Annotated in this window: 11 protein-coding genes; 8 read left to right on the top strand and 3 right to left on the bottom strand. The window is 48.8% G+C overall.

From position 1 onward, the window contains the following. Window positions 1–8: 8 nt before the first annotated feature. The 8 genes from ACFSX3_RS24775 to ACFSX3_RS24740 all read left to right on the top strand — a co-directional run bounded on the left by ACFSX3_RS24775 (window position 9) and on the right by ACFSX3_RS24740 (window position 9364). Window positions 9–920, top strand: a complete 912-nt coding sequence (locus tag ACFSX3_RS24775) for a glycosyltransferase (RefSeq protein ID WP_209993573.1) — start codon at window positions 9–11, stop codon at window positions 918–920. 6 nt (window positions 921–926) lie between these two features. Next, window positions 927–2228, top strand: coding sequence for a UDP-glucose dehydrogenase family protein (locus ACFSX3_RS24770; protein WP_209993574.1), 1302 nt, complete (start codon window positions 927–929; stop codon window positions 2226–2228). A 95-nt stretch (window positions 2229–2323) separates the two neighbouring features. Further along, window positions 2324–2860: a YdcF family protein gene (locus ACFSX3_RS24765; RefSeq protein WP_209993575.1), complete on the top strand. Its 537-nt coding sequence runs from the start codon at window positions 2324–2326 to the stop codon at window positions 2858–2860. Window positions 2861–3131: 271 nt separating this feature from the next. After that, window positions 3132–4535: a helix-turn-helix domain-containing protein gene (locus ACFSX3_RS24760; RefSeq protein ID WP_209993576.1), complete on the top strand. Its 1404-nt coding sequence runs from the start codon at window positions 3132–3134 to the stop codon at window positions 4533–4535. 500 nt (window positions 4536–5035) lie between these two features. Then, the gene (locus tag ACFSX3_RS24755; protein WP_379313381.1) at window positions 5036–6331 is read left to right on the top strand and encodes a helix-turn-helix domain-containing protein; all 1296 of its coding nucleotides are present in this window, start codon (window positions 5036–5038) and stop codon (window positions 6329–6331) included. A 121-nt stretch (window positions 6332–6452) separates the two neighbouring features. Next, window positions 6453–6605, top strand: coding sequence for a hypothetical protein (locus ACFSX3_RS24750; RefSeq protein WP_209993577.1), 153 nt, complete (start codon window positions 6453–6455; stop codon window positions 6603–6605). A gap of 77 nt (window positions 6606–6682) precedes the next feature. Continuing rightward, window positions 6683–8467: an aminopeptidase P family protein gene (locus tag ACFSX3_RS24745; protein ID WP_209993578.1), complete on the top strand. Its 1785-nt coding sequence runs from the start codon at window positions 6683–6685 to the stop codon at window positions 8465–8467. Between the two features lie 87 nt (window positions 8468–8554). Continuing rightward, window positions 8555–9364: a Fic family protein gene (locus ACFSX3_RS24740; protein WP_209993579.1), complete on the top strand. Its 810-nt coding sequence runs from the start codon at window positions 8555–8557 to the stop codon at window positions 9362–9364. 88 nt (window positions 9365–9452) lie between these two features. Here the strand turns inward: ACFSX3_RS24740 and ACFSX3_RS24735 are convergent, their stop codons facing one another. Genes ACFSX3_RS24735 through ACFSX3_RS24725 form a run of 3 tightly spaced genes read right to left on the bottom strand, consistent with a single transcriptional unit; the run spans window position 9453 to window position 14580 of the window. Then, entirely contained in the window at window positions 9453–12623 is a 3171-nt protein-coding gene (locus tag ACFSX3_RS24735; protein WP_379255365.1) for a hybrid sensor histidine kinase/response regulator, read from the bottom strand. 54 nt (window positions 12624–12677) lie between these two features. Next, window positions 12678–13586, bottom strand: coding sequence for a DMT family transporter (locus ACFSX3_RS24730; RefSeq protein ID WP_209993580.1), 909 nt, complete (start codon window positions 13584–13586; stop codon window positions 12678–12680). A 25-nt stretch (window positions 13587–13611) separates the two neighbouring features. Further along, on the bottom strand, window positions 13612–14580 hold the full coding sequence (locus ACFSX3_RS24725; protein WP_209993581.1) for a metallophosphoesterase family protein: 969 nt from the start codon (window positions 14578–14580) through the stop codon (window positions 13612–13614). Window positions 14581–15240: the final 660 nt, after the last annotated feature.

Here is a 15240-nt window from a genome sequence, read left to right as displayed (position 1 = left end):
GCTCTACTATGCTTGCACCTGTGGCGATTTTTGTTTATGCAAGACCTGAACATACTATAAAAACTATTGAAGCTTTGGCTAATAATTTATATGCAGAAGAGACTGATGTTTTTATATTCTCAGATGCTTCAAAAAATAACAAGACCGAAAAAGATGTTAAACTTGTTAGAAAATATATTGATCTTCTTTCAGATTATAAATTTTTTAAGAGTGTTACGATAATAAAATCGAAAACAAATAAAGGTCTTGCGAATTCTATAATCTCAGGTGTTAACGAAGTTATTAACCTAAATGGAAAAGTTATTGTACTTGAAGATGACCTAGTAACTTCACCGGATTTTTTAGTCTATATGAATGATGCATTAGACTTTTATGAGAATGAGAAGAGAATCTGGTCTATAAGTGGATATACATTTGGTATTAAATTTCCTAAAAAATATACGAGCGAAATTTATTTATCTTATCGTGGATGCAGTTGGGGCTGGGCAACTTGGAGGGATAGATGGGACAGTGTGGATTGGCTTGTAAGCGACTATAAGAATTTTAAGAGTGAGAAGGATTTAGTAAAGAAGTTTAATCGTGGTGGAAGAGATATGTCCTCTATGTTGGATGCTCAAATAGAAAAGAAGATTGATTCATGGGCTATTCGTTGGTGCTATAGTCAATTCAAATCCAATATGCTTACTGTATATCCTAGAGTATCAAGAGTGAAGAATATTGGACTTGATGGATCGGGTACGCATAGCGGAATAAGTAGTAGGTACGATGCAAATCTCAGCAGCAGTATTAAAAGATGCGAATTTGATTATCCAGAGTTGAATGACAAGATTATAAAATCTTTTAAAAACAAATTCGGGACAAAATTAGAGTATTTTGTTATATGGAATAAAAACCTCATAAAAAAAATGTTAAGGATATGATTATATATGAAAATCTCTGTAGCAGGAACAGGTTATGTTGGACTAGTAACAGCTGTTTGTCTAGCCGAAAGAGGAAATAATGTTACTTGTTTAGATATTGATGAAGAAAAAATATCGCAGATGAACAAAGGTATTGCTCCGATATTTGAACCTGGTTTAGAAGAGCTTATGAAGAAAAATAAAGATAATATTACTTATACTACTGATTACACAAAGGCATACAGTGATGCACGAATCATTATAATCGGTGTAGGAACTCCTGAAAAGAAAGATGGATCTGCAAATTTAAATTTTGTATATGAGGTTGCTAGGCAGATAGCACAAACAGTTGAGAATGATTGTGTAGTAATAGTTAAATCAACAGTCCCTGTAGGAACTAATGATAAAGTTGAACAGATTATTAATATAAATAAAAAGAATAATGTATTGATCGAGGTTGTTTCCAATCCAGAGTTCTTATCTCAAGGTACGGCCGTTAACGATACACTTAATGCAGCAAGAATAGTATTAGGTGTTGAGTCTGAAAATGCAGAAAATGTATTAAAAAAAATGTACAATGATTTCAACATTCCGTTCGTTGTTACCGATCGTAGAAGTGCAGAAATGATTAAGTATGCTGCTAATGATTTTTTAGCTTTGAAAATATCTTATATTAATGAAATGGCTAACCTTTGCGAAATCGTTGGAGCAAATATTGACGATGTAGCTACTGGAATGGGAATGGACCCTAGAATCGGTAATCGTTTCTTGAATGCTGGTATAGGTTACGGAGGATCATGTTTTCCCAAGGATACCAAAGCCTTGCATTGGCTTGCCAGCTTTAATGACTACGAGTTGAAGACGGTCAAGGCAGCAATTGAAGTGAATGAGAATCAGAAAATAAAACTCATAAAGAAATCTAGAAAGTATTACGATACTTTTAATGGCCTTAATATTGCCGTGTTAGGGTTAACATTCAAGCCTGGGACAGATGATTTAAGGGATGCCCCTTCTTTAGTTAATATCCCTTTGCTAATTGAGGATGGTGCTCATGTTAAGGCGTGGGACCCTGTGGGGGCAGAGAATTTCAAAAAACTGTTTCCAGATGAAATCTATTATTGTGATTCAATACAAGATACTTTAATAGATGCTGATATATGTTTTATCTTTACGGAATGGGCTGAAATTAAGAATTTTCCACTTTATAAATATAAAGAGTTGATGAAGAATCCACTTATACTTGATGGACGAAATTGTTACTCCCTTACTGAGGCAGAGGAAGCCGGATTAGTGTATGAATCAATTGGTAGAAGAAAAGTGAATAGCTAAATCTTATGCTTAGTAAAAAAAGAAAAAGAATCCTCAAACCCCTTTTTACTCTTTTCATTGTAGTAGTGGTTCTGTCCATTGTTGCAGGAAGATTTTTGATTATATCCCAGTTTCCCAAGCAAGCCGATGTCATCATCATCCTCAGCGGAGGGGAAGGCCGGGTAGAGCAAGGGGTTAAGCTGTTTCAAGAAGGATACGCGCCGCAGCTTCTGCTGTCTAACTCCCAGGAGATCACCGGCCCCGCCGGTGACATGCGCCAAACCGCCCTATCTCTGGGCATCCGGGAAGATGCTATCCTGACGGAAGACGCTGCCGAGAGCACCTACCAGAACGCCCAGTTCACGCTCCCGATCATGAAGCAGAAGGGCTTCAAGTCGGCGATTGTGGTGTCGTCGGATTTTCATATACGGCGGGTGAAGTTTATCTTCGATCATGTGTATAGGAAGTCGGGGATTGAGCTGACTTATATCGGGGCGGACTCGGGCTATAACGCGAATGCGTGGTGGAGTGACCGGTATAGCCGGGAGACGACTTTTAACGAATATATTAAGATGATCGGCAATGCCTTCGGCTACAATGGCCCGGAAGCGAAGGGTTCACTGGAGCAGATCAAGCGCTGGTTCCGCAGGTAACGGGAGGATCAGGAGACCCAGCTGTGGATGAAGCGGGGGAATAGCGACAGCGGAGGCCAGCGCTTCGCAAATGTGATACCGGGACGACAGAGACCTTATGAGACCAATAGGGTCTCTATTTTTTTGCCATGATGGCAAACGGGTTGCCAGTAGTTCACGGATTAGACTAATCTGCAGCATTCTACATTATTGACCATTGGAATAATGTGGCATATTATTACAACTATACAACAAACAAATAATATTTGGATTCCAGTTAGGTGGTGTTTACGTGGTCCCTACTACTAGAACTATGATTCGCGATCAATTAGCGTTGTATTTGTCGCATAAGGGAATGACTATTAATCAATTCTCGGGCCAATCCGGAATTAATTCAGGAACGCTCAGCCGGATACTTAGTGGTCACCAGCCCATTGCTATGAACCATCTGGAGCGAGTCACCAAGGCGATGGATCTGCCGGAGGATCATTTCTACAGCTTATACGTGGATGAATGTTTCTATTTCTCGTCACCTACCTGGCGGCGTTTGCGGCCTTTTCTTGTACGCTCAGCTGAGCTGGGCCGTCTGGATTGCGTTGAACAGGTGGTTCAGAATCTGCTGGAGAATCTGGTCTATGCCCCCATGCTGTTCGAAGTGGCTGAAGGCCTGTTTCAAGAGGGGCTGTGGCAAGCTGCCGAATTGCTGTATAAGAATGTGAGCGCCAGTGAGAAGTATCAGAATTCCGAGCGACTCGCGTTATGCCAATATCGTCTGTTCCGTATCGCCATTGGTGATGACCAGGCGCGGAATTTACAGGCTGCGCATCTCTTCGAAGGTTACCTGGACCGGCTGGATGAAGCGGATCAATTAGACGGGTTGAATCATTTGGGTCATGTCTACGGTTCAATGCATCGGTGGCATAAGGTGGATGAACTCGCAGAGAAGATGCTGCAATTAGCAACTATTCGTTATAATCTCCAGCGTCAGTCGGACCGTAGAGAGAGTGACGAGAAAAAAACCGAGGAACCTCTGTACTTCTATATTTTGTATGCTCAGCTTATCCGTTCAGCAGTGTGCAAGGAATTAGGAGATTTCAATTCGGCATTAGATTGGGTGTCCCTCTATATGGATGGGAGCTGGATACAGGAGGACAATGAAGAAGTGAAGCGGACTGTGGCTCAGTTCCAGGAGTGGGGTACTGCAAACAGACTGCTATATCAGGTGCTGGGAGGACAATCCGAAGTACTCTCAGCATATGTCGAATATATCTCCCACCGACCGGATGAGATTTTCATAGCATTATACAATATTATCTTGTCGGCTAACCGTTATGACTGGAATGTTGATTCTATTCTGGAGCGATTTGCTTCCTATATTCCTTACCGGACAAATCTTGCTGAGTATGGCGTTCTTCATAACAAACAAGTCATTGCCAACCAATACTCGCGATTTCTTGCTGAAATGGCATTCTATTATTTACATAATAAACGCAAAGAAGGGATTATCTTCATCCTGAAAAGTATGGAATCATCTGCTAGAATCAATAACGAGAGTAATCTCCTCAAATGTGTCGATCTATTCGAACAGTATCGGCATCTGGCAGATGAAGAAGAGCAAGAGCAATACAAACTTCAAATTAGGGAGGTGCAGGATTCACATGAAAAGAAAACTCATCAAGCTTCTAGCTTCCTGTAGTCTGGTTATTGCAGTTATGATACCTGTTGTTACTATTGAACCCATAGCAAGTACTAGCCCTCAAGCTCTGATTCAAATTATGAATCACGGTTATGGTGGTTGATACTTATCGGGCAGCAAATATATTAAGATGATTGGCAATGCCTTCGGCTACAATGGCCCGGAAGCGAAGAGTTCACTGGAGCAGTTTAAGCGCTGGTTCCGCGGATAAGGCACGACACCTTCGCGATGGATACAGAGCAGGTTCTACCGGGACGACAGAGACCTTATGAGACTAATAGGGTCTCTATTTTTTTGCCATCATGGCAAGCCGATTGCCTGCAGTTCACGGATTATACTAATCTGTAGTATTCTACGTTATTGACCATTGGAATAATGTGACATATTATTACAACTATAAAAGAAATTATATTGGATTCCAGTTAGGTGGTGTTTGCGTGGTCCCTACTACTAGAGCTATGATTCGCGATCTATTAGCGTTGCATTTGTCGCAGAAGGGAATGTCTATTCATCAATTCTCGGGACAATCCGGAATTAATTCAGGAACGCTCAGCCGGATACTTAGTGGTCACCAGCCCATTGCTATGAACCATCTGGAGCGAATCACCAAGGCAATGGATCTGCCGGAGGATCATTTCTACAGCTTATACGTGGATGAATGTTTCTATTTCTCGTCGCCTAACTGGCGGCGTCTGCGGCCTTTTCTTGTGCGCTCAGCTGAGCTGGGCCGTCTGGACTGCGTTGAACAGGTGGTTCAGAATCTGCTGGAGAATCTGGTCTATGCCCCCATGCTGTTCGAAGTGGCTGAAGGCCTGTTTCAAGAGGGGCTGTGGCAAGCTGCCGAATTGCTGTATAAGAATGTGAGTGTCAGTGAGAAGTATCAGAATTCCGAGAGACTCGCGTTATGCCAATACCGTCTGTTCCGAATCGCCATTGGTGACGATCAGGCGCGGAATTTACAGGCTGCGCATCTCTTCGAAGGTTTCCTGGACCGGCTGGATGAAGCGGATCAATTAGATGGATTGAAGCATCTCGCTCATGTATATGTTTCATTGAGCAAGTGGCATAAGGGGGATGAGCTGGCAAAGAAGATGCTGCAATTAGCAACTATTCGTTATAATCTTCAGCTTCAGTCGGACCGTAGAGAGAGTAACGAGAAAAAAACCGAGAAACCCCTGTACTTTTATATCCTTTACGCTCAGCTTATCCGTTCAACTGTGTATGAGAAATTAGGAGACTATCAATCGGCATTAGATTGGGTGTTCCTCTATATGGATGGGAGCTGGATACAGGAGGACAATGACGAAGTGAAGCGGACTATGGCTCAGTTCCAGGAGTGGGGTACCGCAAACAGACTGCTCCATCGGGTGATGGGAGGCCAATATGAGGCCCTCTCTGAATATGTCGAATTTATCTCTGAGCGACCAGATGAGATATTCATAGCTTTACACAATATTATCTCATCGGCTAACCGCTACAATTGGGATGTTGATTCTATTCTGGAGCGATTTGCTTCCTATATTCCTTACCGGACGTATTCTACAGAATTTGGCGACTATAATCGGCAGGTTATGTTGGACCAGCACACTCAATTCCTTGCTGAATTAGCAGCCTATTATTTAAATAACAAGCGCAAAGAAGGGATTGGATTCATCCTGCAAAGCTTGGAATCGTCTGCTAGAATCAATAACGAGAGCAATGTAATCAAATGTGTCGATCTGTTTGGGCAGCATCGGAATCAAGCAGATGAAGAAGAGAATCAACAATACAAAGTTCGAATTGGAGCATACCTATAAAGTGTCTTTTTACAAAAAAAGTAATACACTTCCCCCTCCCCCTCCACAATGCGACAAACAAACCAGGTATCCCGGTCTATAATTAGGAGCAAATCTATTTATAGTCTGGGAGAAATGGACCATGCCCAATTATTATTTTAGGGAAGTGTGGACACCGCTGTGCTTGTTCGGAATCAGATTCTACCGGGATGACCAGGACCGGCTGTGGATCAAGAAGGGGAAGCAGCGGCGGCAGCTGGTACGGAAAGGCGATAGTGACACGATGGAGACCTGAGGGTCTTCATCTTTTTTTATAGTAAATGCAGGTGTATGATGATTCAGTAGACTAGATAGAGAGAAGGAGTTACGGATATGTTGCCTAAGGAGAAGGTACATAAGTTAAGAGAATGGATGGCGGAGCGCGGGATAGCGGCCTGTGTGGTATTGAGCGGGGATGCTCACATCAGTGAATATGAGGGGGAGCACTGGAAAAGCCGCCGCTGGATTACCGGGTTCACCGGTTCCGCCGGAACGGCTGTGATCACGCTAGCGGATGCTGGCTTGTGGACGGATGGCAGGTATTACATTCAGGCGGAGCGGGAGCTGGAAGGCTCGGGCATCCGTCTGTTCCGCATGGCTGAGCCGGGCGTTCTGCAATGGGACGAATGGCTGGCCGAGCAATTGCCGCATGGAGCACGTATGGCCGTAGACGGCAGAACGTTGTCCGTATCCGCTATGAAGGGCTTGCAGGCCAAGTTCGCAGAGAAAGGGATTCAGACGATTACCGACCTCGACCCGGTAGGGGCGATCTGGACGGACCGGCCGCCTATTCCGGCCGAGCCGCTAATGCTGCATGATGAAGAGTATGCGGGCCTCAGCCGGGTGGCTAAGCTGGAGCAGGTCCGGGAGGGGATGAAGCGTAAGGATGCTGATTATTATGTGCTGTCCGCGCTGGATGATCTGTGCTGGCTGTTCAACATCCGGGGACGGGATATCCCGTTCAATCCGTATGTGACTGCTTTTGCCATAGTAGGGGTACATAACGCAATATTATTCGCCGGAGGCCATAAGGCCACCCCGGAAGATAAGGATACGCTGGCCCGGGATGGCGTGGAGATCAGGGAGTATGATGACATCCTACCGTTCCTGCAGACGCTCCCGGAAGCGGCTTCCGTGCTGTACGATCCGAATAAAACCGGATATCGTCTGGCGGCTGCCATCCCGGACTCCGCTCGTATCATTGAGGCGGTGGGTCTCGTGGTGGCACTCAAGTCGCTCAAGAACGAGGTGGAGATCCGTAATATCCGTGATGTCTATTTGAAGGATGCCGTAGCCCTTGTAGGATTGTTCAAATGGCTGCAGGAGACCGTCCCGGTGCGTCTGGTGACAGAGGTGGAAGCAGACCAGAAGGGGCTGGAGCTGCGCCGACAGCAGCCGTTATTCGCTGAGCTAAGCTTCTCCAGTATCTCTGCCTACGGCGCGAATGCTGCGATGATGCACTACTCGCCGTCTGCCGACCATCCGGTAGAGCTGGAAGCCAGAGGTCTGTATTTGCTGGATTCGGGTGCTCACTTCCTGAACGGGACAACGGATATCACCCGCACGCTGGCGCTTGGCCCGCTGACGGATGAGGAGAAGAGAGATTTCACGCTGGTGCTGAAGTCTGTGATTGCGCTGTCTACGGCCAAGTTCCTCTACGGCTCCACCGGATCTACCCTCGACATCCTCGCCCGCAAGCCGATGTGGGATAATGGCTTGGATTACAAGTGCGGAACCGGGCATGGTGTGGGCTACTACTCCAATGTGCATGAAGAGCCGCAGCGGTTCAGCTTCAAGCCGAATCCTGTCGTCCTGGAAGCAGGGATGATTATCACGGTAGAGCCGGGAGTCTATAAGGAAGGCCGTCATGGTATCCGCACGGAGAACACGCTGCTGATTACGGAGGATGTGACTACGGAGTTCGGAAGATTCCTGAAATTCGAAAATCTCTGCTATTTGCCGATAGACCTCCGGGCGATTGAGCCGTCTATGCTAAGCGGGGAGGAGCTTGCTTGGGTGAACCATTATCATGCTGAGGTGTACGATAAGCTGGCTCCGCTGCTGGATGAGGAGCACCGGCTGTGGCTGAAGCGGGAGACGGCGGCTTTGGTGTTGTAAGGAATAGTGAATTTGATGCGTATAATTGAATTAGTGTTAAAATAAAAATCAAGACGAAATACTTTCTGTAGAGTAGGAGGGATTGAAATGCCAGGTTATGATCCGGAGAGATTAAATAAGTTTCCTCAATTAACAGAAACTCAAAGTAAACAACTTCAGGAGGCTTCTTTGAGGTATCCTCTGGAGTCTTTTCTGATGAACTATCGGAATGTGGAGGAGATTGGAATTGATTTTGTATATTCTTCTGCTAAATTAGAGGGAAATACATACTCCAAAGTGGACACCATCAATCTTTTGAAAATGGGCATCACCGCTGGAGGTAAGTTATATTCTGATGCGCAAATGATTCTGAATTTAAGAGATGCCTATAATTTTGTGCTTACTTCAAAAGATAAAGCAATAGATCGTTACTTTATAATGGATGTACATTCCATCCTGGCCAAAGATTTATTGCCGGCGGCAAATTGCGGAGCCCCACGTGAGGATTTAGTCAGAATATCTGGAACGGACTATTCCCCTCCTGTGGGCAGGGATTACTTAAATGAGGAATTAAAGTATCTGCTTGAGGTGGCTGGGACCATCAAAAATCCGTTTGAACGTGCCATTTACCTGAAGCTTAACCTATGTTATCTGCAGTATTTTCAAGACATAAACAAACGGACCGCACGCATGGTGCAGACGTTCTCGCTACTGGGCAATGGCGAAATGCCGCTATTGGCAGGATATGTGAAGAGCAGTGGTTATATCGAAGCGATCCTGGAGTATTACAATACAGGAAGTTATGTGCCATATCTATCATGGTTTGTATCTTCATACAGACAAATGGTCAAGTCTTTAACGGACTCGCCGACAATCACAAAATCTAGATCAGTGGATCTTCGGAATAATAATAACTGAATCCACGACACACTAATAACCCGCAGCTCTGGAGTCTTCTCCTGAACTGCGGGTTATTCATGCTGCTGTTATGGAGGGGGCGGGCGAATCAGCCCTGCCTCCGCTCAGGAATCACAAAGGATACCGTAGTGCCAGCCCCGGGCTGGCTGCGGATGACCAGGCCTTCGCCGTAGAGCTGGGTCAGCCGCCGGTTAGTGTTCAGCAGACCGATGCCGCGGTGGGCCTGGAAGGTGTCGTCGAGCAGACGGGCGACCTGTTCCCCGCTCATGCCCTTGCCGTTATCCTCCACTTCGAAGGAGGTGTATCCCTTCTCACGGTGAATGCGGATATAGAGCTTGCCTCCGGCTTTGCGGCTCAGCAGGCCGTGTCTGACGGCATTCTCCACCAGCGGCTGAAGGGTGAGCGGAGGAAGCAGCAGCTCGATGCCGGGATCAACCTCCCATTCGATCTGCAGACGCTCCTCGAAGCGCGCCTTCTCAATGAAGAGATAGGATTCTACCAGCTCCAGCTCATGGGATAATCCGACGAGCTGCTGCGAGTTCATATAATCGAAGCTGATACGCAGGTAGGAGGAGAAAGCCTCCCCGAGATCACGCATCTTCGGCAGGTCGAATTCACTCAGCGCCAGCAGCGCGTTCAGCGTGTTGAACAGGAAATGCGGCTGAATCTGTGCCTGGAGATAAGCTGCTTCCATCCGCAGGCTCTGGGTGACGGACTGCTTCAGTCCGGTCAGTGAGCGGACCCGGTATTTCAGCTCCAGCGCGTCCACCGGCTTGGCGACATAATCATTGGCCCCGGCCAGGAAGCCGGTATAGATGTCCACCGGCTGGTTGCGGGCCGTGAGCAGCAGGATCGGCAGCTCCGAGAGGGTGAAGCGCTGCCGGACGATCCGTGTTAATTCATAGCCGGACATGTACGGCATCATCACATCGGCAATCAGCAGATCCCACGGCTCGGTGCCCAGCAGCTCCAGGGCTTCCTCGGCGCTGGTGGCGGTCACCAGCTGATAATGCTCTGCCGAGAGCATGCTGGAGAGCACCTTGAGATTGACCGGATCATCGTCGACGGCCAGGATCAGAGATTTGGCTGCCCGGGAGGCTGCCTGCATCTGCGGCGGAGTCGTTAACTCCATGGGGACTGTAAGATTGCGGATATCGGACTGCTGTAATAGCAGCCGGCTCTCCTCAAGCAGCAGCCCTTGCAGATCCGGGTTGTCCGGTTGCCTTGCGGCGTCTGTATCCTGATCCGTCATCTCCCGGGCCCCGGCAGAGGAGGCCAGCGGAAGGGTGAAGGTGAACACTGAGCCTTTGCCCGGCTCTGAATCAACCGTGAGGTCTCCTCCGTGCAGCTCGGTCAGCTGCTTGCTGATGCTTAAGCCGAGACCGATGCCGCCGCCGTCAATGATGCCTTTGCTGCCCTGCTCATAGGGGGAGAAGATCCGCGCCTGTGTCTCCTTGTCGATCCCCGCCCCGGTATCAGCTACGCTGATCCACGCAAGCTTGCCGTCGTCGACAGCGGAGACGGTGACCGTTCCGGCCTGTGTGTATTTGATGGCATTGTGCAGCAGGTTATAGAGAATCTGTACAATCCGCTTCTCATCCCCCCAGACCGGCGGCAATGAAGCGGGAAGCTCATTACGCAGCTGCAGCCGTTTACCTTCGATCATGAATTCGAACATCCCCAGCACGCCCGAGACCAGTGAACCCATGGCCAGCGGCTCGCGCTGCAGCACAATCCGCTTCTCCTGAAGACGGGTCACATCAAGCAGATCGTTAAGCATCAGGGACATCCTGTGGCTGATCGTAATGAGTAACTCCAGATCCTTATAGCTTTGTTCGTCCAGCATGTGTTGTTCCTTGGAGGCTACAGTCTGGGCAATGCTGATAATGCCGTGCAGTGGTGTCCGCAGCTCATGGGAGGTATTCGCCAGGAATTCGTCCTTCTTCTGGTCGCTCTCCTTCAGCTGCTGGTTGAGCAGCCGGTTCTCCTCTGCATTGCGGAAATACCGCTTGAACCAGTAGGAGGAGAAGCCGATAATGGCTGCAATGACATCTACAGGATAATACAGAATACTCCCCTTGGCATTGGATTCCATGGCCCCGCCCATGACGCTGGAGCCGATGGCTGCGGCAGCAAACAGCAGGAAGAAGGAATCCTGCTCCTGCCGCATCACCATCCGGCCAATAGAATAGATAACACCGGCTACCGGAAGCAGGTAGAAGACGGAGAAGAACAGTCTGGCATAGACCACGTAATGTGCCGGTAAGATCAGGACATAGGCGGTATAGAGCAGGAGACCCAGCAGATAGATTTTGAACAGACGGCCGGGGCGCTCGTAGGCAGAGAAGCTGCGCGTCAGCAGCAGCATGAATAGGGACAACGCAGGATAGGCCAGCATTTTGAGCTTCAGTGCCCAGGTATAGTTAATAGGGAACCAGAGCAGGAGAATCGTATCGTTATCGACTACAATGGTAGTTGCTACTGCCATCAGCAGGAGGAAGAAGAGCAGGAACGCCCGCTGCTTCCGGTTAAAAAAGAACAAAATCCCCGCATACAGCGCATGCAGCAGCATGATCATGAACGCCACCAGCTGGAAGCCGAGTGAATACATCCGTTCGCTATCCACCGCTGTAATGGAGCCGAAACGGATCGATCTCACAATCCCGCCCTCCAGCGGATGGTCGTAGTTGGCTGCCCGGACGAGGAGAACAATCTCCTGTCTTCCCGGATTCTCGTAGGCTGCGGTGTAAGAGACCGCCTTAGGAATATAGTCCCCGCTATTCACCGCCAGCTTCCCGAAGCTGGTCTCTCTCTGCTCGTTAATATCGATGCTGGAGGCGGCCTGAATCCGCTGAATCCAGAAGCCGTAAGACTCAGTCTGTGACGGGTCTACGAGTATACGCAGCTTGTATGTACCATAGCCCAGCGAGGATTGCTCCCCTTCCGGGAAGCCACTGCTCCAGTCACCGGGAACCTGGACAACATGCGGTGTGGCCGCAGCAAGTGCGGCGGAATCCTCATAGCCCAGGAGCTGGCCGGGATAGAATTCCCATTCTCCATCCAGCTGGATGGACGGGGAATTCCCGAAGTCCCAGCCCCGCATATCCAGCACACCTTGCTGTGCCTCGGGATGCTCAGACGCCGTATTGGCATTGAACCACAGATAGCGCAGACTGATCAGAATGGTTAGATAGAAAAGCAGCAATAGAACCTGCTTGGGGTTGAATCTGGCTTTGGCGTTCATCATGTGTGTACTCATCGAGGTTATCTTCATCATACGGTTTCAATTCGACATCTGTGATAGTTATCCTGCTTACCCCCAGATGCCAATTAGCAGAATTCCGCAGAAAATGACGACCGAGCACACCAGCCGCCGCAAACCCTGCCGCTCCTTCAAGAGAAGCACACCGAGGAGAGTGGCGAATATCGTCCCGATCTCCCGCAGCGGGCTGATGTGGGCGAGCGGCGCCTGCTGAAGTGCGAACAGGAACAGCAGATAGGAGCCCGGATTCAGCACGCTGCCCAGCAGGATGGTGAATGTGTTGCGGCGCCACTCTTCAAGCAGCTTCCGTGATCTCAGGACCGCCGGAGTTAATCCGGCCACGAAGCCGATATTCGTCACCTCAAGCAGCGCCAGCGGCGACATATGCTGAAGGTTCAGCTTATCGACGAACACGTAGCAGGTGGTGCATAATCCCACGCAGAGGGCCATGAGTACCGGTGTATAGTAGCCTAAGGTGGTGCCGGAGCCGGATGCAGATGGAGTGCCGGACATAGACCCGGACCCGGATGCAGCCGGGAGGCTTCTTCTGGAGCCGATTCCGCTGAGTACAGCGAAGCCGCCAAGCATACAGCAGATCCCGATCCAGCCATAGACAGATAAGGACTCCTTCAGAAAAATAACCCCGATCAGCGGGATCAGCAGCGTGCTCGTTCCCCGCATCACCGGGTAGATCTGGGACAGGTCGCCCATCTCATAGGTTATGGATAAAAGCCAGGAATATAAGGCCTGCAGCGCTACAGACAGCAGCAGCAGGGCGTAAGCACCGGGGGCCAGCGGCTGTGTCCACAGCTCGGCAAGCAGGACCGGCAGCAGCAGCACCGTGGAGACCATCATGATCGACCACAGGAAGCTGCTTTTATTCAGGCTTCTCTTGGTGAACATGCTCCACACCGCGTGGCACATACCGGAAGCCAGCACCAAAAGAATAGGCAGTAGCATGGATTGTCAACCCCTCAAGAATTCATTAATGTTGTGGTTCGGCAGCAGGGAGAGGTGTATGGGCGGGCTGTTCAGAGCACCGGGAGCCATCTTCCAGCCGGAGCCAGGTATCGAAGGACGGATGGTCCTGCTCTAGACGGATGACGCGCGCTCCCCGCTTGAGGTTGTCGTGCCCGTAGGTATTATAGCCGGTTGCCCGGCCATAGCTGAGGCGGATGCCATGCAGCGTGCCGGTGAAATCATTGATATGGTCATGTCCGCAAAAGGTGCCTGCCACATCGCCCATCTCTACGAGGGCAGCGAACAACCCTGAATTCAGAACCGGAGCGCAGACCCGCTCATACTTATGTCCGTAGCAGGTCTGAGTGTTCCACATCTCGTCATATTCGGGCAGCGGGATATGGAAGAACGCCAGTGCAGGCCGCTTGGCCTGACCTTCTCCGGGATTCAGCCGCGCAGACTGCTCTGCCAGCCAATCCATCTGGTTACGCCGGACCCAGCTATACCCAGGAATATGCTCCAGCGGAGAGTAGGCGCCCGTATCCAGCATATAGAGGGTGGCACCCGCATTATGGCCCGCGCCTTCAATCTCCAGGACGTAATTGCTTGAACCGGCAAGCTCGGCCGGACCAGCTTCAGCCAGGCAGTGCGGAGACTCCTGAGCAATCTCCATCAGCTCGCTGTAGGTCACTCCGTTCTCCGTGTCATGGTTGCCGAATACGAACGCCCAAGGCACCCCGGAATTCACTACAGCAGCCACTGCATCGCGGAAGGCCTGCTTGGGGTCCTGGCAAGGAAGCTCGCCTTCACGAACCGGACCCGTATAGATCGTATCCCCTGTAAAAATAACCAGGTCCGGCCGCTCCGCCTTCAGCACCAGCTCCATCAGCTCCCGGGTCTGCTGATCCTCTGCTCTTCCATCCATCCAATGGAGGTCGGTGAACTGTACAATGGTGAAGGTGCCGTCTGGCCGAAATGATAATTTACTGTTCATGCGGGAAATCCCCTTTCTTGTCCATCAGATCATGGATAAGGCGTGTGGTGATGTAACCATCAGCCTTGTTCATTCGTGGTGTTGTTGATTTATGTTACTTCGTGTTGTTTCATGTTGATTTTAGGCTGGTATTGTTATTCTGTCAAGCAACCTTTCGTGCTGATTGCATTCTCTGCAATAGAATTAGCTCGATATTAGGCAAAAGCTCATTCTGCTGTAGTTCATACAATAGTTTTTACTAATATAGCTCCAAAACCTCTTCTTAGCAGAATTCTAATGTACAAAGTGCAGCAGAGGCTATTTTTCGGACAATTTTGGAGTAATCTGCTGTATAAAGTACAATGTGTGCCACACACACATGCTACCAAGGATATTTCTGTGGCGGGGGCCAGCATTGACAGGTGGAATTTCGGTCCATATACTGGAGGAATCAACATGAATAAACTAGAAACAACATTTTAACTAGAGTTACTCAACATACATTGATTTTACTAACTAGTACAGCGTCAGATTTAAAAGGGTGAAGTTAAAGCGCCACTAAGCGGAAGTCTCGATTTAACGGACTGAGTGGGTTTAGAATAGATAGTAGACGCCACTTAACGGACGGAGGGATAATAAGGATCACGGAGGTGTGTTGCCATGGGTGAACAACGAAAACGG

This window comes from Paenibacillus rhizoplanae, assembly GCF_042684125.1.
GTDB lineage: Bacteria > Bacillota > Bacilli > Paenibacillales > Paenibacillaceae > Paenibacillus_AQ > Paenibacillus_AQ rhizoplanae.
This window is presented reverse-complemented; position numbering and strand designations above follow the sequence as displayed.